Origin of the sequence: Streptomyces sp. NBC_00212 (assembly GCF_045206365.1) — a bacterium.
In the GTDB taxonomy this organism is placed as follows: domain Bacteria; phylum Actinomycetota; class Actinomycetes; order Streptomycetales; family Streptomycetaceae; genus Streptomyces.
On the sequence record NZ_CP108115.1, the window covers coordinates 8,531,177 to 8,554,755 of the forward strand.

General features: G+C 68.7%; 12 protein-coding genes and 1 pseudogene. 11 read left to right on the forward strand and 2 right to left on the reverse strand.

What is annotated here, in order from left to right; all coding sequences use genetic code 11:
* Positions 1 to 13: 13 nt before the first annotated feature.
* From OHA17_RS39160 to OHA17_RS39180, 5 genes are read left to right on the forward strand one after another with little or no spacing between them, the layout of a single operon-like run.
* Positions 14 to 763, forward strand: coding sequence for an SDR family NAD(P)-dependent oxidoreductase (locus tag OHA17_RS39160; protein ID WP_406510511.1), 750 nt, complete (start codon positions 14 to 16; stop codon positions 761 to 763).
* 42 nt (positions 764 to 805) lie between these two features.
* Positions 806 to 2,095, forward strand: a complete 1,290-nt coding sequence (locus OHA17_RS39165; protein ID WP_406510512.1) for an MFS transporter — start codon at positions 806 to 808, stop codon at positions 2,093 to 2,095.
* A complete protein-coding gene (locus OHA17_RS39170) occupies positions 2,088 to 3,242 on the forward strand; it encodes an aminotransferase class I/II-fold pyridoxal phosphate-dependent enzyme (RefSeq protein WP_406510513.1) in 1,155 nt (384 codons plus the stop codon). The genes OHA17_RS39165 and OHA17_RS39170 overlap by 8 nt, the downstream gene beginning before the upstream one ends.
* A gap of 10 nt (positions 3,243 to 3,252) precedes the next feature.
* A complete protein-coding gene (locus OHA17_RS39175; protein ID WP_406510514.1) occupies positions 3,253 to 3,570 on the forward strand; it encodes a chorismate mutase in 318 nt (105 codons plus the stop codon).
* Positions 3,567 to 3,860, forward strand: a complete 294-nt coding sequence (locus tag OHA17_RS39180) for a Dabb family protein (RefSeq protein WP_406510515.1) — start codon at positions 3,567 to 3,569, stop codon at positions 3,858 to 3,860. Before OHA17_RS39175 ends, OHA17_RS39180 begins: the two co-directional genes overlap by 4 nt.
* A gap of 66 nt (positions 3,861 to 3,926) precedes the next feature.
* Here the strand turns inward: OHA17_RS39180 and OHA17_RS39185 are convergent, their stop codons facing one another.
* Positions 3,927 to 4,076: a hypothetical protein gene (locus OHA17_RS39185; RefSeq protein ID WP_406510516.1), complete on the reverse strand. Its 150-nt coding sequence runs from the start codon at positions 4,074 to 4,076 to the stop codon at positions 3,927 to 3,929.
* Positions 4,077 to 4,216: 140 nt separating this feature from the next.
* A pseudogene (locus OHA17_RS39190) lies at positions 4,217 to 4,360 on the reverse strand (IS5/IS1182 family transposase); the annotation flags it as partial.
* A gap of 86 nt (positions 4,361 to 4,446) precedes the next feature.
* On the opposite strand from OHA17_RS39190, the gene OHA17_RS39195 reads away from it, so the two are divergent.
* The 6 genes from OHA17_RS39195 to OHA17_RS39220 all read left to right on the forward strand — a co-directional run bounded on the left by OHA17_RS39195 (position 4,447) and on the right by OHA17_RS39220 (position 23,466).
* Positions 4,447 to 4,581 carry a transposase gene (locus OHA17_RS39195; RefSeq protein WP_398880731.1) on the forward strand — a complete coding sequence of 45 codons (135 nt, stop codon included), beginning with the start codon at positions 4,447 to 4,449 and terminating at the stop codon, positions 4,579 to 4,581.
* A gap of 230 nt (positions 4,582 to 4,811) precedes the next feature.
* Positions 4,812 to 5,933 carry an SDR family oxidoreductase gene (locus tag OHA17_RS39200; protein WP_406510517.1) on the forward strand — a complete coding sequence of 374 codons (1,122 nt, stop codon included), beginning with the start codon at positions 4,812 to 4,814 and terminating at the stop codon, positions 5,931 to 5,933.
* A gap of 94 nt (positions 5,934 to 6,027) precedes the next feature.
* Positions 6,028 to 7,611 carry a PfaD family polyunsaturated fatty acid/polyketide biosynthesis protein gene (locus OHA17_RS39205; protein ID WP_406510518.1) on the forward strand — a complete coding sequence of 528 codons (1,584 nt, stop codon included), beginning with the start codon at positions 6,028 to 6,030 and terminating at the stop codon, positions 7,609 to 7,611.
* A gap of 46 nt (positions 7,612 to 7,657) precedes the next feature.
* Positions 7,658 to 13,573: an SDR family oxidoreductase gene (locus OHA17_RS39210; RefSeq protein ID WP_406510519.1), complete on the forward strand. Its 5,916-nt coding sequence runs from the start codon at positions 7,658 to 7,660 to the stop codon at positions 13,571 to 13,573.
* 45 nt (positions 13,574 to 13,618) lie between these two features.
* Positions 13,619 to 21,232 carry a beta-ketoacyl synthase N-terminal-like domain-containing protein gene (locus OHA17_RS39215; RefSeq protein WP_406510520.1) on the forward strand — a complete coding sequence of 2,538 codons (7,614 nt, stop codon included), beginning with the start codon at positions 13,619 to 13,621 and terminating at the stop codon, positions 21,230 to 21,232.
* Positions 21,229 to 23,466, forward strand: coding sequence for an MMPL family transporter (locus OHA17_RS39220; RefSeq protein WP_406510521.1), 2,238 nt, complete (start codon positions 21,229 to 21,231; stop codon positions 23,464 to 23,466). Before OHA17_RS39215 ends, OHA17_RS39220 begins: the two co-directional genes overlap by 4 nt.
* Positions 23,467 to 23,579 lie beyond the last annotated feature (113 nt).

The window sequence follows — 23,579 nt, forward strand, 5'->3', positions numbered from 1 at the left end:
AGGAGATGGGCTCGTGTTCAAGGACACCGTGGCCGTGGTCACCGGTGCCGCATCCGGCATCGGTAGGCAGACCGCGATCGAATTCGCCCGGCAGGACGCGAGGGTCGTCGTCGCGGACATCGACGAGAGGCGAGGCACCGACGTCGTCGCCGACCTGAAGAACGACGGACACGACGCGCTGTTCGTCAGGACCGACCTCACCAGCAAAGCGGACTGCAAGAACCTCATCACCACAGCCGCCGAGACATTCGGCAGGGTCGACGTCCTGGTCAACAACGCCGGCATGGAGATCTCCACGCCCTTGCACGAGATGCCGGTGCACGAGTGGGACACGCTGGTCGACACCAACCTGAAGAGCATGTTCCTGTGCTCGAAGTACGCGTTGCGCGAGATGATCGAGGCGTCCACGGGAGCGATCGTGAACGTCTGCTCGGTGAGCGGGCTGGTGGCATGGCCCGGCATCGCCGCGTACAACGCCACCAAGGGCGGCGTCATGATGCTCACGAAATCACTCGCCGTCGACTACGCCAAGTACGGCATCCGCGCGAACTGCGTCTGCCCCAGCATCATCGACACCCCCATGACGGACGTGTCCATCGGCCATGACGCGGCGGTCAAGGAACAGAAGGCGAAGCTGAATCCGATCGGGCGCCTGGGAACACCTGAGGACGTCGCGAACGCGATCCTGTTCCTCGCATCGGACAAGTCGTCGTTCATCACGGGTGCCGCACTCACCGTCGACGGCGGCTACACGGCCATCTAGCCGTCCTTCTCATTCACCCGCACCGAGGAAAGGTTGGCTGGAGTGTCGGACCGATTGACCGGCGAGGAGCGTACCGCGGGGTTCCCCGTGCTGACGGTCCTCGCCCTGATGGCGGGGATCTTCGCGGTCGGCTCGGAGGAGTTGGTGGTCTCCCCGCTGCTCGTGGACATGGCCGATTCGTTCGACACGTCGGTGGCCCTGATGGCGCTGTCGGTCACCACGTACGGCATCGGTACGGCGATCGGAGCCCTGCTCTACGCCCCGCTCGGGGACAGGGTGTCGCGGCGTGTCGGTCTGGCGATCGGGATGACGGCGTTCATCTTCGGGACCGTACTGTGCGCGTCCGCCGCCGGGCCGGGCGTGTTCTTCGCAGGACGGGCGCTGGCCGGCCTGGCGACGGGCGTCTTCGTGCCGACCGCGTACGCCTTCGTCGGTGACCAGATTCCGTACCGGTACCGCGCCAAGGCCATGGGCATCATCGTGTCGAGCTGGTCGATCTCGCTGGTCCTCGGCGTACCGATGGGATCGTTCGTCGGGCAATGGCTGAGCTGGAGGTGGGTCTTCGGACTGCTTTCGATCCTCGGAGTCCTCCTGACCTGCGTCCTGCTGCGCACCAACAGCCAGAACGGCGCCGAGGGCGCTTCCACTGTGTCGGCAGAAGCCAACACGGCCTCGCCGAGGCAAGGTTGGCTGCGTTCCGCCGCCGGGGTCTTCCGTACACCGAAGGTGTCCGTCTATGTGGCGGCGACTTTCTTGAACATGCTCGGCTTCTACGGGATGTACACCTACCTCGGCAGCGCCCTGCAATTCCGGTTCGGCAACGGAAGCTCCATGACCGGCATCATGATCCTTCTGTACGGCCTGGGATTCTCCACCAGCTTCGTCACCGGCAGATGGGCCGACGAACTGGGCAAGGAACGCGTCCTTGTCACCTTGCTGGCCGGGCTGGTTCCGGCCCTGGCGGTCATCCCGCTGGTCGTCCACTGGACAGTGCCCCTGGTGCTCTGCCTCTTCCTGTGGGGTGCGATGCAGAGCCTGGTCGTCACGCTGCTCAGCACCCTCCTGAGCGAGTGCTCGCAGCAGCACCGCGGGACCATCCTCGCCTTCTACAGCTTCGCGACCAACCTCGCCGTGGCCCTGGGGGCCGCCGTACTCGGCCCGCTGTTCACGGCGTACGGATTCTCCGCCGTGGGCTGGGTCTGCGCCGCCATCACACTCATCGCCTTCGCCCTGAGCGGATGGGCGCACCGCCGACGCGACGCGCAGGCCCCGGCCCGCGACGGCGAAACCGACCAGGCTCTCCCGGCAAAGGCGGCGGCAATTGATGACTGAACTCGCGCAGCGGCTCCTCGATCTGCCGCGAAGTTCGTTCGCGACGACCACGGGCAGAATCGACCAACTCATCAGGGCAGGTGAGGACGTCGTCAACCTGTGCCAGGGAAATCCCGACCTCCCCACACCGCCCCACATCGTCGAAGCGTTGCGCGAGGAGGTGCTCGACCCCGCCACGCACCGGTACCCCGCTTTCTCCGGGCTCCTCGAACTCAAAGCCGCCATCGCCCAGTGGTACGCGGACAATTACTCGGTACGGCTGGACCCGGAGAAGGAAGTCGCGATCCTCTTCGGCGCGAAGGCCGGCCTCGTGGAGATCAGCCAGTGCTTCCTGAACCCGGGCGACGTATGCCTGATGCCGGACCCGGCGTTCCCCGACTACTGGGCAGGCGTGGTACTCGCCAGGGCGCACATGCACACCGTTCCCCTCCGGCGGGAGAACAACTTCCTGCCGGACTATTCCGCTCTCGACCCGGCCGTGTGCGACCGGGCCAAGCTGATGTTCTTGAACTACCCCAACAATCCCACCTCGGTGACGGCGCCGGTGGAGTTCTATGAGGACACGGTACGGTTCGCCGCCAAGCACAAAGTGATCGTGGCATCCGATTTCGCCTACGCGGCGCTGGGGTTCGACGGACAGGCTCCGGTCTCCTTCTTGCAGGCGTACGGCGCCAAAGAAGTGGGCGTCGAATTCATCTCACTCTCGAAGATGTTCAACATGGCCGGATGGCGGATCGGCGCCGTCGTCGGAAATCCTGACGTCATCGCGGCGATCAATCTCATCCAGGAGCACTATTACGTTTCGCTCCCGCCGTTCATCCAACGGGCCGCGGCCGCAGCCTTGACTGGCCCCCAGGACTGCGTCCACGAACTCTCGAAGATCTACGAACGCAGACGGGACATCTTCGTGGCCGGAGTGCGGGCCGCCGGCTGGGACGTCGAGGTGCCCAGGTCGATCTTCGCCTGGCTGCCGATACCCGGCGGCGGCGGTTCCGTCGCGTTCGCGGACGACCTGCTCACCCGAGCCAAGGTGGCGGTGGCGCCCGGGCGTTGGTTCGGAAAGTACGGCGAAGGATATGTGCGGGTGAGCCTGCTGGCACCCGAGGACCGGCTCCGGGAAGCAGTTGCCAGGCTCGCCGAGTTTTGAAGGGACACAGATGGACAGCTCGACCATGACCGACACAACCGAACCCGAAGCCCGTATGGAGGAAGCCAGAGGAGCGATTGACCGACTCGACATAGGAATCATCGACCTGCTCGCCCAACGGGCCCGGATATCTGCCCACATCCAGCAGAGCCGCATCAGTTCCGGCGGCCCGCGCACGGTGTTCTCCCGGGAAATGGACGTTCTGGCCCGCTACCGGAACGAACTCGGCGCGGACGGCACGCAGATCGCGATGAACGTCCTCAAACTGTGCCGGGGCGGCGCAGATCCAGTTGAGTCCTCTTCGCGACCCACAGGAGACGTTCTGTGATACGCCACGTCGTACTCTTCAAATTCAAGCCGGGAATCGACTGGGACGATCCACGTGCGGCGGCAGGGGAACGCACCGCGGCCAAAGTGGGCAGCGAGGTTCCCGAACTCCGCGACTGGCGCTACGGCCGCAACATATCCCCCCGGGATGTCGCCTACGACTTTCTCGTCGAGGGGCTCATGGACGACATGGCGACCGTCGAGCAATATCTGATCCACCCCTTCCACCAGGAGGCGATCCGCCAATGGCGGGAGATCAGCGAGTGGGTCATCGCCGACGTGGAGGTGTGACAGACGACGGCGGCTCGCCCGGTCATGACCGCTGGGGTACCGGTGGTTTGTTGGACCCGGAAGGGATCAAGGACGGCAGTGAGGTGCCCCCCGGAGGAACTCTGAGGTGAAAACCCTCCGCAGGGCGGTGAGCTCGGCGATCTGCGTGCGGAGCCTGACCGCGAGGTCACGGCCGGCGGCTTCGCGCATCTCGATCTGCTCCAGGAACTCCTGCATGCTCACTCCCGCTCGTTCGTGTCGGCCCGGGGAAGCGGGCCGGCGGCGGGTCGGTTCCGCGCAGGGGTTCCAGCCAGCGGTGCACGCTGCGGGCGCTGCCGAGGTAGCCGAGCTCGCGCAGTTCGCGGTGCAGTCGTCCGGTGAGCCAGGGCGATGAGGGCTTGACGGCCAGGCGTCAAGCGCCGCCACCGTGTGCCGATCTCCCGGCGTCGTGCGGCGAGTTGCTCGGTCGGATACCGCAGGGTGCGGCCGGCCAGGCCGATCGCCGACGGGTAGACAAGCACGTGGTCGTGACACCGTCTACCAGGAGCCTCGTCGTCCCGTCAGGCGCCCGACTCGCGGGCAACCACGTCAGAGTGGAAAGGGCTCCATGCCAGCACCACGTAAGTACCCGGACGAACTCGGCGAGCGCGCGATCCGCGAGGTCCGCAACACCGGTCGCCCGATCGCGCATGTCGCGAGGGACCTGGGCATCCACAAGGAAGCCCTGCGCGGCTGGAATTGATACGAACCACCCTGGCACTCACTTCCGCGAGTTGTTGGACAAAGCGATTTTCAAGGTCCATCAGAGTGGAATTCGGTGATCGTGTCAGCCGTGCCGTTTCTATGCCGGCGGACCGATGGTTGTCCATAACACCAGGTCGGCTGGTGCGACTGGCGCGAAGGTCCTAGCAGCTTCACGCTCCATTGCAAGGCAGCCGGATCCGTTCTTCTGAGCTTTGGGAGCCACTGAAAGTGCAGGTCGCTCTTACTGGTGCCACCGGGTTCCTCGGTCTGCGCCTTGTCGGTGAACTGCTCGAGCGCCACCACTCGCTGACAGTCCTCGCGCACGCCAGGTCTGGGGGCGCGCTCAGGCGGATCACACGATTCATGGAGTTGACGGATGTGCCTGGTCAGTTGATCGCGGAGCTTCCCCGCAGGCTTCGTGTCGTGGAGATCGATCTCGGACAGCCACGCATGGGACTGTCCGCCGCCGCCTTTCAGCAACTGGCGGACGAACTGGACATGATCTGGCACAGCGCCGGCAACATCAACCTGGATGACGACCTTGTGAGACTTCGCCAGGTCAACGTCGAGGGCACCCGGAACGTGCTGGAACTCGCCGCTGCCGGCGTCCGGAATCCGATGGTCCATCACATCGGTACCGCCTTCGTCGGTGGGGCGCGGCGCGACGGCGTGCTCTATGAGGACGAGTTGGACGACGCGTATGGCTTCGAGAACGGCTATGAGCAGTCCAAGTACGAGGCCGAAGTCCTGGTGCACGAATGGTCACGGGCTCACGGCCGCCCGGTGGTGGTCATGCGGCCGAGCATCCTGGTCACTGACCTGCCACCGCACCCGGAACTGCCGGGCCATCCGATGCAGTTCGTCGACCAGATCGTGCAGAACTCGCTGCGCAGTGTCGGACTCGCCGGTATGGCCATTCCCGAGGAGTACCGGCCGGTGGTACGGATGCTGGGCCACCCGCACGGGCACCTGAACCTGGTGCCCGTGGAGCACGCGGCCGCTGTTATGGTCCAGTTGGCGAGCGCGCCGCCCTCAGGGCAGGCGAACACCTACCACGTCGTCCACGATCACGACGTGCCGATTAGGGTCGTCACCGCGTTGCTTGAGCGTCTTGTACCGGTGCAGGTGAAGCTCGTCGAGACGAAGCCGGACGACCCGACCCCACTGGAAGCAGCTGCGGAGCTGTACCCCGGCTTCGCGCCGTACCTCAGCCACCGCCGCCACTTGGACGACACTCGTGTACGGACGTTGCTGGGCCCGGTTTCATCCGGCATCCGCGTCGATCTGGACTACCTGACCACCGGCGTCATCTCGAAGCAGACGACCGCGTCCAGTGCCGGAGCGCACTGACCGGTACCCATGCTGCCGCTTCCACTTCCACAGCGCCGATTTCTGCCTCACGACACGAGGCTCAGACGCCCGCACTCTGATGGGGAGTCCACCCTTGTCCCTACTGGCATGTCCTGACGAAGCCGTCACCGCCTCACCGGTCTTCGCCCCCGAGCAGATTGCGGCCTGTGTTCGGCAGGTTCGGCAACACGCGCACATCGTCGCCGACCCCGCAGGCCGCGAGCTGGGCCTGGTGATGGGGGCCAGGCCCGCGGGAGAGGTCGTCGGCACGCTGCCACCGCTGTATCCGGAGTGGCTGGGCGGGCGGACCTTCTGCGAAGCGCACGGCGTCCGCTTCCCGTACGTGGCCGGGGAGATGGCGAACGGTATCGCGACGACGCGGATGGTGGTGGCGATGGCCCGGGCCGAGATGCTCGGGTTCTTCGGTGCGGGCGGCCTAGGTTTTCCTGAGGTCGAGCGTGCCGTGCAGGAGTTGGCCGCGGAGCTGGCCGGTGTGCCGAACTGGGGTGTGAACCTGATCCACTCGCCGAGCGAACCCGAGCTGGAATACCGCGTTGCCAAACTGCTGCTGCGGCATGCTGTCCCCTGTATCTCAGCGTCGGCGTTCATGGGACTTACTCCGGCCGTCGTGCTGTGCTCGGCGGCAGGGCTGAGCCGGAAGGCGGACGGGCAGATCGTGCGACGCACCCGGCTTCTCGCCAAGGTTTCGCGACCGGAGGTCGCCGAACGATTCCTCTCGCCGGCACCGCCCGAGCTGCTGCGTCCGCTGGTGGAGCGGGGCGAGCTCAGTGCGGAGGAGGCCGAGCTGGCCTCGCTGGTACCGGTGGCCGAGGACATCACGGTGGAGTCCGACAGCGGCGGACACACCGACAACCGGCCGCTGGGTGCCCTGCTGCCACGGATTCTGATCCTGCGGGATGAACTCACCCGGCGTTTCGGCTATGCGCGGGCGGTCAGGATTGGCGCTGCCGGAGGGCTGGGGACGCCGGAAGGGGTCGCTGCCGCGTTCGCACTAGGCGCGGCCTACGTGGTGACGGGGTCGGTGAACCAGGTGGCCGTGGAGGCGGGTATCTCCGACGACGCGAAGGCGATGCTGGCCGACGCCGATATCGCTGACGTGATTATGGCTCCGGCCGCCGACATGTTCGAGCTGGGCGTCAAGCTCCAGGTCCTGCGCCGCGGAACGATGTTCGCGCAGAGGGCCGGTCACCTCTACGAGGCGTACCAGGCATATCCGTCCCTGGAGGAATTGCCGCCGCAGCTGCGGGACAAGATCGAACGAGACGTGCTGGGAGCCCCGATCGACGAAGTCTGGGCGCAGACGCGGAAGTTCTGGTTGCAGCGCGCCCCCGGGGAGATCACGCGCGCGGAGAACGACCCCAAGCACCGTATGGCGCTGGTCTTCCGCTGGTACCTGGGGAACTCCAGCCGTTGGGCGATTACCGGGGACACGGCGCGGCGCAGCGATTACCAGATCTGGTGCGGGCCGGCGATGGGCGCGTTCAACCGGTGGACCGCCGGCAGCTTCCTCGCGGAACCGTCCAACCGCTCCGTGGTACAGATCGCGCTCAACTTGCTCGAAGGCGCCGCCGTGACCACCCGCGCGCACCAGCTGCGTACGTACGGCTTGCCGGTGCTGCCCTCGGCGTTCGCCTTCGCTCCCTCCCACCTCGCCTGACCCGCTTCTCACGCTGACTGCCGGGACCACCAAGAAAGTTGAGAGCATGTCCGACGCTCGCCCCAGACAGGTTCCGATCGCCGTGGTCGGTATCGGCGCGCTGCTGCCCGGCTGGCCGGGTGCCGACGGTTTCTGGCGTACGGTCGTGGCTGGCCGCGATCTGATCACTGACGTCCCCGCCGATCGATGGCTCATCGACGACTACTACGACCCGGATCCCGCCACGCCGGACAAGATCTATGCCCGCCGGGGAGCCTTCCTGCCGGAGGTCGCCTTCGATCCGCTGACCTTCGGCATCCCGCCGAACACCCTTGCCTCGACGGACACCACGCAGCTGTTGGCGCTCATGGTGGCTGAGCAGGTCCTCACCGATGCCGGCGGGCTTCCGGGCATGGAACGTGATCGGGTCGGCGTCATCCTCGGAGCTGCCTCGACGGAACTGCTGACCCACATGAACGCGCGGATCCAACGCCCGGTGTGGCTCAAGGCCCTACGACAGAACGGGATCCCCGAGGACGAGGCACAGGCCGTCTGCGACAGCATCACCGACCACTACACCCCCTGGCAGGAGTCGACTTTTCCGGGGCTGCTCGGAAACGTCATCGCGGGCCGGATCGCCAACCGGTTCGATCTGCACGGCACCAATCACACCACCGACGCCGCGTGCGCGAGCTCCTTCGCGGCACTTTCGGCAGCGGTGAGTGAGCTCTCCCTGGGCCGGTCCGACCTCGTCATCAGCGGGGGCGCCGACGCATCGAACGACGTCGGCATGTTCATGTGCTTCTCAAAGACTCCCGCCCTGTCGCCCAGCGGCGACTGCCGGCCGTTCTCCGAGGCGGCCGACGGCACGATGCTCGGTGAGGGCCTCGCGCTGTACGCGTTGAAGCGGCTGGCGGATGCGGAGCGTGGTGGAGACCGGGTCTACGCCGTCATCCGGGGCATCGGCACCTCTTCGGACGGCAAAAGCACCGCGATCTACGCGCCGCTGCCCGAGGGCCAGTCCCGAGCTCTTCGGCGCACGTACGAGCAGGCCGGCTATGGCCCGGAGACCGTCGAGCTGGTGGAGGCGCACGGCACCGGGACCGTCGCAGGGGACGCCTCAGAGTTCGCTGCCCTGCGTCAGGTGTACGAGGAGCCAGGCCGGTCCGACAGGCAGTGGTGTGCGATCGGCTCGGTCAAGTCGCAGATCGGACACACCAAGTGCACCGCCGGTGCCGCCGGACTCCTCAAGACCATCCTGGCCCTGAACCACAAGGTCCTCCCGCCGACGATCAAGGTCGTGCGACCCAACCCCGTGATGAGGATCGACGACAGCCCGTTCTATGTGAACACCAAGCTGCGTCCGTGGGTGCGTTCTCCCGACTGCCCGCGCCGGGCCTCCGTGTCCAGCTTCGGCTTCGGCGGCAGCAACTTCCACGTCACGCTGGAGGAGTACACGCCCACCGCCGAATCCGGCGGCCGCACGGCGTGGCGCACCCGTACCGCGCCCACCGAGCTGGTGCTGTTCAGCGGCCCGGCCGCAGTTGCGCTGCTGGACCGGAAGATCGACGGCGGCCGCACTCTGGCCGACATCGCAAGGGAGAGCCAGCGCGGCTTCCGGGCGAGCGACCCCGTGCGCCTGGCGATCGTCGCGTCCCACCACGAGGACCTGTCCGAAAAGCTTGAGCAGGCCAAAGCATTGATCGCCCGGCAGCCGGACACGGCGTTCTCCACCCCGACCGGCGTCCACTACGCCACCGGTTCAGCCCCCGTTGGCCGCATCGGGTTTCTGTTTCCGGGGCAGGGCGCCCAGTACGTCGGCATGGGTGCGGACGTGGCCATGCTGTCCCCAGCCGCACAGGCAGTCTGGGACCGCCTGGGAACCGTGGAGTTCGGTGATCGCGCGCTGCACCGCGTGGTGTTCCCGCCGCCCGGCTTCAGCGGCGAGGAGCGGGCCGCTCAGCAGGCGCTGCTGACCGACACCGAGTGGGCGCAGCCCGCGCTGGCGGTGCACAGTCTCGCCCTGCTCGAAGTGCTGCGAGGTCTCGGCCTGAGGCCGGATTGCGTGGCAGGGCACAGTTTCGGCGAGCTGGTGGCCCTGTATGCCGCGGGCGCGCTCGACGCGGAGTCGCTGGTGGGCCTCGCCCGCGAGCGCGGTGAGCTGATGCGTCAGGCGGCGGCCATGCCTGGCGCGATGCTGGCCGTAGCGGCCGGACGCGCTCAGGTCGAGGCGATCATTGCTGGCTGCGGTGCGACGGACGTCTGGCTGGCCAACCACAACGCTCCGTCACAGAGCGTGGTCTCCGGCGCGACCGAGGGCATCGAGGTCGTCCAACAGAAACTGGCTGCCGAAGGCATCACCGCCCGGCGGCTCGAAGCCGCGACGGCCTTCCACAGCCCGGTCGTCGCCCCGGCGAGCGAGCCGCTGTTCGCATACCTGCGTGAGGTAGAGGTCAACGAGCCCCGGCTCGACGTCTACGGGAACACCGACGCCGCGACATATCCGTCCGCACCTGAGGAGATCCGCCGGAGGATCGCTGACCACCTCGCCTCACCGGTCCTGTTTCGCGACGAGATCGAGGCGATGTACGCCGCAGGAGTGCGGACGTTCATCGAGGTCGGTGCCGGCGACACCCTGACCAGCCTCGTCGGGCAGATCCTCGGCCACCGCGACCACCTGGCGGTCAGCCTGGATCGCAAGGGACGCAACGGAATCACTGCCTTGCAGGACGCGCTCGGGCGACTCGCCGCGCGCGGCGTCCAACTGGAACACGACGAGCTGTGGGAGCCGTACGCGCCACCTGCAGCAGCTGCCAAGGAGGACAAGCCCAGGATGACCGTGCAGATCAGCGGCAAGAACCACGGCCGGGTCTATCCACCCGTCGGCGGAGCCGATGCGCTGCCCGCGCCGAATCCGACGCGCCCGCATGAGACGTTCACGCCCGCCGCACAGGATCCGGCGCCGGTGGCTGCCGCTGTTCCGGCTGACGTCATGAACGCGCCCGCTCCGCTTGCCGCACCTGCGGCTCCCGGGGGATCCAGCACGGACACCGACTGGCTCGCCCTGATCGAAAACGCGCAACGGCACACAGCGGAGGCCCATATGGCCTGCCAGCGCATGCTGATCGACAGTCACATGGCCTTCTTGCAGATGACGGAGACGACCTTCGCCGCGATGCTGGGAGTACGAGGAGGCGAATATGCGAGCCCTCCCACGGTGTTCGCACCGCCGAACCTCCCGGCAGCGCGGCCCGAGTCTCCTGCGGTCGCCACGCTCTCCCAAGCCGCCGTGGCTCCCGCGGTCTTCACCCCGCCCGCGGTGCCGACACCGACTGGCGCACCCTTCGTACTTCCGGAACCTCCACCGGTCCTTGCTCCACCCACTCCGAGTGTGCCCCAGCACCTGTCCGCAACAGTGTTCGAGGAGCTGATGCTGTCAGTGGTGGCGGAGCGGACCGGATATCCGGTCTCGATGCTGAACGTGGACATGGAGCTGGAGGCGGATCTGGGGGTGGATTCGATCAAGCGGGTGGAGATCCTTTCCGCTCTGCGGGAGCGGGTCGGCGACCGGCCGAAAGGCAACGGCGCCGTGGGCGAGCTATTGAAGCTCCGTACTCTGCGGCAGATCGTCGAAGCGTTCACTGCCAGTGCCAGTGCCAGTGCCAGTGCCAGTCCCGTCGAGAAGCATGATCAGGGCCACCAGATTCCCGTCCGACGGCACGAGCCCGCTGAACACGTGGAACTCGGCAGGCTCGCCGTCCGCATGCTCGATACGCCCGCGCCCGGCCTGACGATGGCTGGGCTCGGCGACGATCCGGTCGCGGTGACCGAGGACGACTGCGGGACCGCCGATCTGGTGGCAGCCAAACTGATCGACCACGGCATCCACGCCACCGTCGTGACCAGCGTGCCTCCGGATGCTCGCGCGGTCGTGCACCTCGGCGGCCTCTCGCGGATCAGCTCGCCCGAGGAGGCGCTGGAGGTCCAACGGGAGGCGTTCCGATCGGCGCGGTCGGTCGCCTCGCACTTCACCACCCAGGGCGGGGTGTTCGTGGCCGTGCAGGACACCGGCGGAGACTTCGGGCTCGACGGCAGGCAGCCCGACCGAGCCTGGCTGGGAGGTATCGCCGCGCTGGTCAGGACGGCGGCCAAGGAGTGGCCCACCGCCTCGGTCAAGGCGATCGACTGCGAACGCGGCGGGCGCGACGCGGACGCCGTCGCCGAAGCGATCGTCGGGGAACTCCTGAACGGCGGACCGATGGTGGAGGTCGGCCTGCGTGCGGACGGCACCCGCACCTCCCCGAGCGTGGCCCCGGCGCCCGTGGAGACCGGCTCGAACGTGGACATCGGACCGGACTCTGTGATCGTGGCCACCGGCGGAGCCCGTGGAGTGACCGCGGCTGCCCTGCTGGACCTCGCCAGGATCCATCGACCCCGGATCGTGCTGCTGGGCCGCACCGAGCCGACGGAGGAACCGCCGGGACTGGCGACGGCCACCGACGAGGCCGCGCTCACCCGTGTCCTCGCCGAGCACTCCGGCACCGCCTCTCCCGCCGCGATCGGCGCCGAGGCACGCGGAATCCTGGCGGCCCGTGAGGTCCGGTCCACACTGGCAGCCCTGGAGAGCGCCGGGTCCCGGGTCCGGTACGTGCCCGTGGACGTCAGGGACAGCAGGGCGCTCCACGACGTACTGGAGGAGGTGCGCCGGGACTGGGGGCCGATCACCGGGATCGTGCACGGCGCCGGGGTGCTGGCGGACAAGCTGATCGCCGACAAGACCGATGAGCAGTTCGACCAGGTGCTGGCCACCAAGGCAGGCGGCGTGCGCGCGCTTCTCGAGGCGACCGAGGGCGATCCGCTCAAGGTGATCGTCCTGTTCTCCTCGGTGGCCGCCGTCTTCGGCAATGCCGGGCAGAGCGACTACGCCATGGCCAACGAAGTGCTCAACCACGTGGCCTGCGCCGAGCGCGCCCGGCGGCCGGACTGCCTGGTGCGGTCCATCGCCTGGGGTCCCTGGCACGGAGGCATGGTCACCCCCGCATTGGCTGCGCATTTCGGCCAGTCCGGTGTCCCCCTCATTCCCACCGGTCAGGGCGCTGCGGCCTTCACCGCTGAGGTGAGCGCTCCGAGCGGTGACACTCGTGTGGTCATCGCGGCCGGTTGCGACCCGGGCTCGATGGCGGCGGCAGTGACCGAACCACTCGCTGCTCAGTTGCGGGTCGGCGCGCGTACGCACCCGTACCTCGCAGACCATGACGTCGCCGGCGTCTCGATCCTGCCGGTGGCGATGGCGCTGGACTGGTTCGTCGGTGCCGCTGCGGCTTGGCGGCCGAACGCCGACCACTTGGTGCTGCGCGATCTCCGCGTCTACAGCAAGGTCGCCCTGCCGCACCTGGGTGGCGCCGGACATCGGCTCACCCTGCGGGGTCGCGACGCAATGACCGGATCGCCCTCGGCCCTGGAGGCCGAACTGCTGGGAGAGGAGGGTACACCGCACTTCCGGACCCACTTGGAGTTCGAGGCGAGCCCTCCGAGTACGGCGAGCTGGGACACCCCGCAGGGACTCGCCGCGGTGCAGCGCACCGAGATCTACGACGGGCAGGTGCTCTTTCACGGACCGCGTTTCCACGCCATCCGCTCTGTCCACGGGATCGGCACGGCCGGGGCCGAGGCGACGGTGACCGGCCTGACCGAGCTGGGATGGGGTGGTGACCACTGGCACCTCGACCCGGCCGCCGTGGACGGCGGCCTGCAACTCGCGTTGCTCTGGGCCGAGAGTGTGCTTGGTGACGCCACCCTGCCGATGGCGGTCGCGGAGTGCCGGGTGCACCGGCGCGGCCCGGTCGAGGGCACCGTGCGGTGCGTGGTGAGGGCCACGAAAGTGCACGACGCGGGCGCGCGCTGCGATGCGGCGCTCCTCGACCCGGACGGAGCTCCCAGAGTGGAGCTGCTCGGTGTGCAACTCGTGCGACGCCCTTCCTGAGCCCGCGTCAGCCGAATCCGTCCGTGTTCGTGGAATGAGACTGGTATGGGATTCGAACCGATCGCCATCGTCGGCCGGGGCTGCGTGTTCCCCGACGCGCTCGACCCCGACACGTTCTGGGACAACATCGCCGCACGCCGGTGCAGTCTGTCTCCGGTCCCGGACGGCCGGTGGCGATTGCCGCACCAATGGGCCATGGGCACCGTCGACGACCACCTCGACCGCACCTGGACCGATGTCGGCGGTTACGTTCGGGACTTCGATTCGGCGTTCGACCCGAACGGATTCCTCGTCGCCCCTGATCGGATTCTCGGCCTGGACCCGCTGTTCCACTGGGTGCTGTACGGCGCTCGGCAGGCGTTGCGGGAGGCCGGACACGAAGGACCGTCGGCCCGTGCGGGACTGGTCCTGGGGAACCTGTCCTATCCCACGAGTGCCGGCTCGGCCTTCGCCGAGCACGTGTGGCTTTCCGAAAGGGCCCCGTCCCTGTTGTCCGCTACGGGCCGGCCCAGGCCCGACGCGCGCAACCGCTTCTCCTCGGGGCTTCCCGCGCACTTCGCGGCGAGGGCACTCGGCCTCGGTGCGGGAGCCTTCGCGCTTGACGCTGCCTGCGCCTCGTCGCTGTACGCGATCAAGCTGGCCTGCGACCGTCTGCACGACGGCGCGGCCGACGTCATGGTGGCCGGTGCGGTCAACCGGGTCGACAACCTGTTCCTGCACGTGGGGTTCTGCGGCCTGTCCGCGGTGAGCCGAACCAGTCGAAGCCGTCCCTTCCACCGGGACGCCGATGGGCTGCTGCACGGCGAGGGCGCCGGATTCGTCGCCCTGATGCGCCTGCGCGACGCACTCGCACAGAAGACGCCCGTGCTCGGGGTGATCCGGGGAATTGGGTTGTCCAACGACGGGCGCGGCCGGGGACTGCTCAGCCCGGCGCAGGAGGGCCAGGAGCGGGCGATGCGCCTGGCCTACGCCAAGGCGGGCGTCGCACCGCGAAGCGTTTCGCTTGTCGAATGCCACGCCACGGGGACTCCGGTCGGGGACGCGGTGGAAGTCGGCAGCATGGCACGGGTCTTCGCGGACTGCGTCGATGTTCCCATCGGTTCGGTGAAGTCCAATGTCGGGCACCTGCTGGCCTCGGCCGGCGCAGGCGGGCTACTCAAAGTGCTCGGTGCGATGCGGGCGGGCGTTCGACCCGCCACGCTCGCCGCTGAGGAGCCCCTGACCGAGCTGCACGGCACACCGCTGCGGGTGCTGAGTGATTCCGAGCAGTGGCCGGGGCTTCGCCGGGCGGCGGTGAGCGCCTTCGGTTTCGGCGGCACCAACGCCCACTTGATCGTGGACGCCTGGGACGGTGCCGACGCCGCCGAGGTGACAGCGCACCCGCCCCCGCGCCCACCGAGCGACCCGGTGGCGATCGTTGCCGTCGAGGCCCGGGCCGGGGAGGGAGCAGACACCCAGGACTTCCGCCGTGCGGTGCTCGACGGTCATCGGAGCGGCCCGGCAACGAAGATCGACGTGGCCCTGCCAGGTCTGTGCTTTCCGCCGCTGGCGGTCGAACAGACGCTGCCCCAGCAGATCTTGATGCTCGAGGTGGCGCGGGAAGCGGTGCGGGACGTCACCCTGCCGCATGAGCGGACCATGGTCGTCGTCGGGACCGGGGTGGATCCGGAGCTCTGCCGTGCCACCGCACGCTTGAGGGCGCCGTCCTGGCTGGAGGAAGCCGGGAAATCCGCCGACTCTCGACTGGTCGCGCGGGTCCGGGACGCGTTCTCCACGCCCATCGTGCCCGAGCGTGTCGTAGGCACCCTGCCCAACCTCGCGGCCAACCGGATCAACACCCAACTCGACCTGGCGGGCCCCGGATACGTGGTTTCGGCCGAGGAAGCCTCCGGCCTGGTCGCATTGGACCTCGCGGCACGCGCGCTCAGAGTCGGCGAGGTCGACGCCGCGCTCGTCGGTGCCGTGGACCTCTCCTGTCAACAGGTGCATCAGGCGGCCCTGCGCGAGCTCGGACGGGAGGCCATCACCGGGGACGGCGCCGTCGCGGTGGTGCTCAAACGCCTCACCGACGCCCGCAGGGACGGCGACACCGTACTCGCCCTGCTCGACGACGTAGCCGCCGATGAGCCGGACCTGGTCCTCGGCGGCGCGGACGCCGGGTTCGACCCGGCTGAGCTCTTCGGCCGCGCCCATGCCGCCCAGGGCCTGCTGGCAGTCGCGGTCGCGGTGACCGCCCTGCGGCACCGCGCGCTGCCGCGTGCAGGAGGTCCCGCCGACGCCGATCCGGGCCTGCGTACCGCGCACGTCGTGGTGTCGCCGCTGGAAGCACCCCCGATGGGGGTACGGCTGAGGGCAGCTGACACCGGGCCCTGGGCCCCTGGACCGGCGCCACGACTGCGTGTGTACTCCGGCCGGGACCGGCCGGAGGTCCTGGCCGCGCTGGAGACAGGCACCGAGTCAGGGGCAGGCCCGGCCCGGCTGGCCATCGTCTCGGACGGCGATCCCCATGAGCAACGGAACGCCGTGCGCCGCTGGCTCGCCGAGGGCGGCGTCAGACCACCCGGCATGGCATACCGCGACGCGCCCGTGGCGGGCGAGGTCGCTTTCGTGTTCACCAACGGGTCAGCCGCCTACCCAGGCATGGGCCGCGAGGTGATGCTGGCCCTGCCCGCCCTGGGCGACGCGGTCGCGGCCAGGTACGGCTCTGCGGTCATGCGGCCCAAGGCCGGCACCGCGTCGACGGTGCTCGACCAGATTTGGGGCGCGGCACAACTGGCCGCCGTCCACACCGAGCTGACTCGGGACCTGCTCGGACTGCAACCGGACGCTGCCATCGGCTACTCCTCCGGCGAGTCGGCCGCCCTGGTCGCCCTGGGGGCGTGGAAGGACATCGCGGCTCTGCACCACGACACCCGGGAGAGCGGCCTGTTCACCCACGAGCTCACCGGCGAGCTCCGGGGGGTCCGCCGCGCCTGGGAACAGCTCGGCGTCCATGGCGATCGATGGTCGAGCTACCTGGTCACCGCACCCCTCGACCGGGTCCGTACTGAACTCGCGGACGAACGCGCCGTCCACTTGATGGCGGTCAACGCCCCCGACGTATGTGTGATCGGCGGCGAGGCACGGGCGTGTGCCGCCGTCATGGCGCGCATCGGTGCCGCCCATGTCGTTCCGGTCGACTACGACCTGGCCGCCCACGCCCCGGAACTGGCCGAGGTCCGCGACCGGTGGTGGAACCTGCATCACCGTCCCACCAGCGCGGTGCCAGGGGTGCGGTTCTACAGCGGGGCCTCCACACACTGGTACACCCCGACGGCCGTCCACGCCGCCGACGCCGTCACCGCGCAGGGTGTCGGCACGGTCGACTTCGCGGGAACGATCGAGCGGGCGTGGGCCGACGGAGTACGTGTCTTCGTCGAGCACGGGCCGCGCGGCCTGTGTACAGGGTGGGCCAAGCGCATCCTCGGCGACCGTGAACACGTGGCCGTCGCACTCGACGCCCAGGACAGGGGGTTGCGGCAGCTGTACCTCGCCATGGCCGAACTCGTCGCCGCGGGCGTGCCCGTCCGCACCGAGGCCCTCTTCGAGCAACTGCGGGAGGCCGCACCGGCGCAGACCGAGCGTGTCCCCGCCATCACGGTGCCAGCCCACCGGGAGATCACGCTGCCGTCACTCGAACCGCCCGCAGTGATCATGCCCAGGGCGCCCTGGCTGGCACCGACTACGACACGCCGGGCCGCCGAGCCCGCTGCCAGCGACCTCCTCCATCCGTCCGTCGCCGGCACCGAGCCACTGGCGACGGACCTGCGCACGCTCGTTGCCCGACAGACCCACCGGGTAATCGCCCTGCACCAGGAAGTCCTCGCCCAACATCTCCGGTCGCACCAGAGATTCCTGCAGACCAGGGCTCGTCTCGCCACCGCACTCGTGCAGGCTGCGGCGGGAACAGGGACGCCATCGCTGCCGCAGCCACCCGCGCAACCGGCCGATCTGCCCCAGCCCGTACCCACCGACGTGGGGCGGCCGAACCGCTTGCCGGGGCCCGTTTTCGACCGGGCCCAGCTGGAACACCTGGCCTCGGAAGCTGTGTCCACCCTGTTCGGACCGAAGTTCGCCGCACAGGACGCATACGAGGTGCAGACCAGGATGCCCGAGCCACCGATGCTGCTCGCCGACCGGGTCACCGGCATCGACGCCGTCCCCGCGGCCTTGGCCGAACTCGGCCCGGAGCACGCCACCGGCACGATCCGGACTGAGACGGACATCCGCCTCGACAGCTGGTACCTCGACGCCACCGGACGCATCCCGGCCGGCCTGATGATCGAGGCGGGCCAGGCGGATCTGCTGCTGATCAGCTGGCTCGGGATCGACCTGCTCAACCGCGGCGAACGGGCCTACCGGCTGCTCGGCTGCGAGCTGACCTATCACGGCAGCCGGCCTCGGGCCGGGGAGACACTGCGGTACGAGATCCATATCGACCGACACGCCGAGCACGGCGGTGTCCGCCTGTTCTTTTTCCACTACGACTGCTTCGTCGGCGACGAACTCCGGCTGAGCGTCCGGAACGGACAGGCGGGTTTCTTTACGAAGGCAGAGCTCGACAACACCGACGGAGTGCGCTGGGACCCCGCCACCCGCGCCCCGGCTGAGGACATCCCGCTCGACGCGCCAGCAGTGCGCTGCACACGCTCGTCCTTCACTGCCGAGCAGGTGCGGGCCTTCGCCGACGGCCGGCCGGCGGACTGTTTCGGCCCCGGCTGGGACGTCACCAGGTCACACGTGCGCCCACCCCGGATCGACGACGGCCGGCTGCTGCTCCTGCACGAGGTCACCGAGTTCGACCCGGCCGGCGGGCCCTGGGGACGCGGCTACCTCCGTGCCGAGACTGCTGTCTCGCCGGACGACTGGTTCTTCGAGGGGCACTTCAAGAACGACCCGTGCATGCCGGGCACCCTGATGCTCCAAGGCGGTCTGCAGGCGATGGCGTTCTACCTGGCGGCCATGGGCTTCACCGTCGCCAGGGACGGGTGGCGCTTCGAGGCGGCAAGTGGGCGGCCCTACAGCGCCCACTGCCGTGGGCAGGCCACCCCGGCCAGCAAGCGGGTGGCGTACGAGGTGTTCGTGCACGGAGTCGAGGCTGGCCCGGAGCCGACGCTCTACGCCGACATCCTGGGCACTGTCGACGGGGTCAAGGCGTTCCACGGCCAGAACATCGCGCTCCAGCTGGTACCGGACTGGCCGCTGTCGCACTGGCGGCAGCTTGGCGGGCGCACGGAGCAGACCAGCGGAGCCCCGGTGCCGCTCGCTTCCCTCGGCGGACTGGTCGGCCATCGACAGTCCAAGGCGATCGCAGTGTCCGATGACGGGGTCGCGTTCGACTACCCGTCGTTGCTGGCGTGTGCGTGGGGAAGGCCGAGCGAGGCGTTCGGTGCCGCGGCCGAGGTCTTTGACGGCACGCGCAGGATCGCGCGACTGCCCGGGCCGCCGTACCACTTCATGACCCGCATCGTCTCTGTGACCGGGCCGCAGTACGGAATGCAGCAGGGCAGCAGCGTGGTCGCCGAGTACGACGTGCCCGACCAGGCGTGGTACTTCGAGCAGAACGGCGACCAGGTCATGCCGTTCGCTGTGCTGATGGAGATCGCGCTGCAACCGTGCGGGTGGCTGTCCTGCTACGTCGGGGGCCCGCTGACCACGGAGAGCGAACTGCTGTTCCGCAACCTCGACGGAAAGGGAACGGTCGCTGGCGAGATCACGCCGACCACCCGGACCGTACGCACCGAGGCGGAGCTGACCACGATCTCGCGGAGCGGCGAGATGATCATTGTGTCGTTCGCAGTGCGGTGCTCCGCCGACGACGAAGAGGTGTTCGCGCTGTCGACGGTGTTCGGGTTCTTCCCGTCATCGGCCTTCGACCACCAGGTCGGGCTGCCGGTGTCGGAGGGTGACCAGGCCGCGCTGGAGGCGCCTTGTGAGCGCACGGTCGACCTCACAACCAGTCCTGCCCGCTACTTCGCCGGTGCGGCCCGTCTGCCCGCCCCCATGCTGCTGATGCTCGACCGGATCACTGGCTACTGGCCGGAAGGCGGCAGTGCGGGATTGGGGCGGCTGCGGTCGGAGAAGGACGTCGAGGCGGGCGAGTGGTTCTTCAAGGCCCATTTCTTCCAGGACCCCGTCCAGCCGGGCTCACTCGGGATCGAGGCCATGTGCCAGCTGCTCCAGTTCTACCTGATCGAGCGCGGTCTCACCGACGGGGTGCCCCATCCCCGGTTCGAGCCCGTCATGATCGACCAGGAGGTGATCTGGAAGTACCGCGGGCAGATCACCCCGGCCAACCGCCTGATCAGAGTGGACCTGGAGATCCTGGAGGTTGGCGACGACGCGCGCGGGCGATACGCGATCGCCGAAGCCAGGCTCTGGGGGGACGACACCTGCATCTACCACACCCGCGGACTCGGCGTCCGCGTCGTACCCGGAGAGGGTTCGGCGGCCGTGGCGGAGGAGACGCTCGACCCCGCCGTCGACACGTGGGTGAACGACCACTGTCCGACCTGGACGCTCCCCGCACTGCCGATGATGTCCGTCGTCGACCGGCTCGCGCAGGCCGCGGCGGAACACACCGGCCAGAGCGTGCTCGCCGTGCATGACGTTCGGCTGCGGCGCTGGATTCCGCTCACCCAAGCCGTCCGGCTACGGACCGAGGTGGCACCCGCGCGGGCAGGGCTGGAAGTGAAGCTGCTGATGTGGCGGGAGGCGGCTACATCCGCGCTGTCCCGGTTCGAGGAAGTTGCGCGCGGGACCGTGTTGGTGGGCGCCTGGCCGGAAAACCGCCCCGAGCGGTTCGCCCCGCTGCCGGACGCCGTGGCCCAGCCCGACCCGTACGCGGCGGCGGAGCTGTTCCACGGACCGGCGTTCCAGTACGTGACGTCGTTGGCCGTCGGAGCGACCGGATCCTCCGGCGTCCTCGACACCGCACGCGGGACAGTGCCGAAGGGATGCCTGAACCAAGGGGTACTGGACGCGCTCGTCCAGGTGATTCCGCATGCCAGTCTGTGGCGATGGGTGCCGGAGGTCGGAGACGACAAGGTGAGCTATCCCCTTCGCGTAGCCTCACTGGAGCTGTTCGAAGGCCTGCTGGAGACCGGTGAGGTCGAGGTCGAAGCCCGCTTCGCCGGGCTCGACTCCGCGGACGCGACCCTCGGCCCCACGTCGGCGATCGACCTCCAGCTCTGCGTAGACGGACGGGTCGCTGTCGCGCTCCGCCTGATTATCGTTCTGCTGCCCGTCGGGCCGCTGTCCCGCGTCTCGCTTGTCGAACGGCGGGACTTCCTCGCCCGCCGTCGTCCCGTGGAAGGGGTGGGGCTGTCCAGGACCGCCGCCGGAGCGACGGAAATCCTCGCCGACGAGGTTGACGCGATGGACTGGCTACGAGGCTCAGTTGCACATGCCTGGGGCCTAAAGCCCGGCTCCCGAGGGAGGGACCACTTGGCGGTCATCGCCGTCAAGGACCATGTCGGGCGACTGGCCGGGGTACACCCGTCCACCGTGGAGGTGAGCGAGGACCTCGGGTCCGCCCGCACCGCATCCGGGGAGCGCCACCTGGTGAAGGTCGTCCAGACAGAGGACAAGGTCACCGTGCGCTCCGGCGGCGAGCGATGACCAGAATGCTCGACGACGTCGCCGGCCGCCGAGCGCCGCGCCCGAAGCGGCTGGTGCGCATGCTGTGGCGGTGGCGGTGCGCGTTCCTCGCCCTGACGGTGCTGGCGACGGTCGCTCTGGGAATCTTCGGCCTGGGCGTCTTCGGCCAACTCTCCGGCGGCGGCTGGACGCCTGCGAACTCGGAGTCCGCCCGGGCGGACGCGGCGTTGCGAGAGCACTTCCGGTCGGGCAATCCCGACCTCGTGCTGCTCGCCACCGCGCCCAAGTCCGTCGACGAGCCGCGGGCGGCGGCCGCCGGTCGGGGCCTGACACAACGGCTTCGTACCGATTCCCGCGTGCAGCACCTCGACTCGTACTGGCCGCAGGGCGAACCGGCGCTGCGCTCCCGCGACCGTCGAACCGCGCTCATCAGCCTGCGACTGCTCGGCAACGAACGCGAAGTGACGAACGCCGCTGAGAGCATTCGCCGCGAAGTCGCCACCAGTACGGCGCCGCTGACGACGACCGCCGCTGGCCGCGCGGTGGCCAACCGCGAACTCGAGGCGCAGAGCCAGCAGGACCTCGTACGTGCCGAACTGGTTGCCGCCCCGCTCATCCTGTTCATCCTCGTCCGGGTCTTTGGCAATGTCATCAGCGCCCTGCTCGCGCTCTCTGTCGGCGGCATCGCGGTGGTGGGCACACTGGCGATCCTGCGCGCGCTCACCGAATTCACCCAGGTGTCGATCTTCGCGGTCAACCTCACCACGGCGTTGGGCTTCGCACTGGCCATCGACTACGGCCTGTTCATCATCACCCGCCATCGAGAGGAACTGGCCGCAGGACGCGATGTCGGGGAGGCCGTCCTGGCGAGCCTGCGTACGGCGGGACGGACCGTGTTCTTCTCCGCCCTGACCGTCACGCTCTCGATAGCGGCACTGCTTGTCTTCCCGATGTACTTCCTGCGCTCGCTGGCCTACGCGGGCATGAGCGTGGCGGCCCTGGCCGGGCTGACCGCCGTACTGGTCCTCCCGCTGTGCCTGCTGACCGCCGGCCATCGGGTCGACCGGCGGCGTGGCTCGCCACCACCGGGCGGGAGACACCGGGACAGCGCTGCCGTTGAGTGCGGGCAGGGCTTCTTCTACCGCACCGCACGGATCGTCATGCGCCGCCCTCTCGTCACCGTCATCCTGGTGACCCTTGCGCTGCTGATCGTGGCCAGTCCGTTCCAGCGTGTCGAATTCGGTCTGTCGGACGACCGCGCGCTGTCCGCGTCCTCACCCGTGCACCAGGCCACCGAGGTGATGCGCAACGGCTTCGATGCCCGGGCGACAGCCATGGCGAGCATCGTGTTGCCCGGCCTCACGGGTTCGCCGTCGGCGCCCAAGCTGGCCGACTACGCCCGCCGGGTGTCCCTGGCGCCGCACGTGCTCAGGGTGGACACCGCGACGGGTTCCTACATCGGAGGAAGCCTGCGGACCCCGCCCACACCACTGTCCGCCCGCTTCTCCGGTCCGGGCGGCGACTGGCTGTCGGTTGCCACCGATGCCGAGCCCTACTCCGCCGAAGGCCGTGAGCTCGTCGGCGTCCTACGGGCGGTGCCTGCTCCGGTTCCCGCGCTCGTGGGTGGTGACGCGGCCGCGCTCGTGGACACCACAGCGGCCGTCGGTGATCGGGGCGGCGAGGCCGTCGCGATCATTGGGCTGGTCACCTTCGTCCTGCTGTTCCTGTTCACCGGCAGTGTCCTCATTCCGATCAAGGCCGTGCTGGTCAACCTGCTCAGCCTCACCGCCACGTTCGGGGCGATCGTTCACGTGTTCCAGGAGGGTCATCTGCGATGGCTGGTCGGTGGCTTCCTGGTCACGGGCACCACGGACACGCTCCTTCCCGTGCTGATGTTCTGCCTCACCTTCGGGGTGTCGATGGACTACGAGATGTTCCTGCTGTCCAGGATCATGGAGGAGCACCGCCGTACGGGCGACACTGCCGCCGCCGTGGCCGTCGGGCTGGAACGAACCGGTCGGCTGTTCACTGCCGCGGCCCTCGTCATCGCCACCGCAATGGCGTCGATGGCCACCTCCCACCTCACCCCGCTGAAGCTCCTGGGCATGGGGCTGACCCTCGCGGTTGTCATCGACGCGACGTTGGTGAGGATGCTCCTGGTTCCCGCGATCATGAAGATGGCGGGTGGTGCGAACTGGTGGTGCCCGGCGCCCCTACGGTTTGCGCACGCCAGATTCGGTCTCGCCGAGGGCTGAATTGCGAGCGCCGGTTCGGTGTCAGTGGGGTGTGAGGCGCCCTGGGTTTCTCGGGCAGGGGTCTTGCGGGACTAGCTCGCCCCGGGCGACCTCGGCCGGAGGCGGTTCCGGCA

Coding starts and splice junctions, on each gene's coding strand:
- OHA17_RS39170 (WP_406510513.1), top strand. CDS start 2,088: ATGACTGAACTCGCGCAGCGGCTCCTCGATCTGCCGCGAAGTTCGTTC.
- OHA17_RS39175 (WP_406510514.1), top strand. CDS start 3,253: ATGGACAGCTCGACCATGACCGACACAACCGAACCCGAAGCCCGTATG.
- OHA17_RS39185 (WP_406510516.1), bottom strand. CDS start 4,076: ATGCAGGAGTTCCTGGAGCAGATCGAGATGCGCGAAGCCGCCGGCCGT.
- OHA17_RS39195 (WP_398880731.1), top strand. CDS start 4,447: ATGCCAGCACCACGTAAGTACCCGGACGAACTCGGCGAGCGCGCGATC.
- OHA17_RS39210 (WP_406510519.1), top strand. CDS start 7,658: ATGTCCGACGCTCGCCCCAGACAGGTTCCGATCGCCGTGGTCGGTATC.
- OHA17_RS39215 (WP_406510520.1), top strand. CDS start 13,619: ATGGGATTCGAACCGATCGCCATCGTCGGCCGGGGCTGCGTGTTCCCC.
- OHA17_RS39220 (WP_406510521.1), top strand. CDS start 21,229: ATGACCAGAATGCTCGACGACGTCGCCGGCCGCCGAGCGCCGCGCCCG.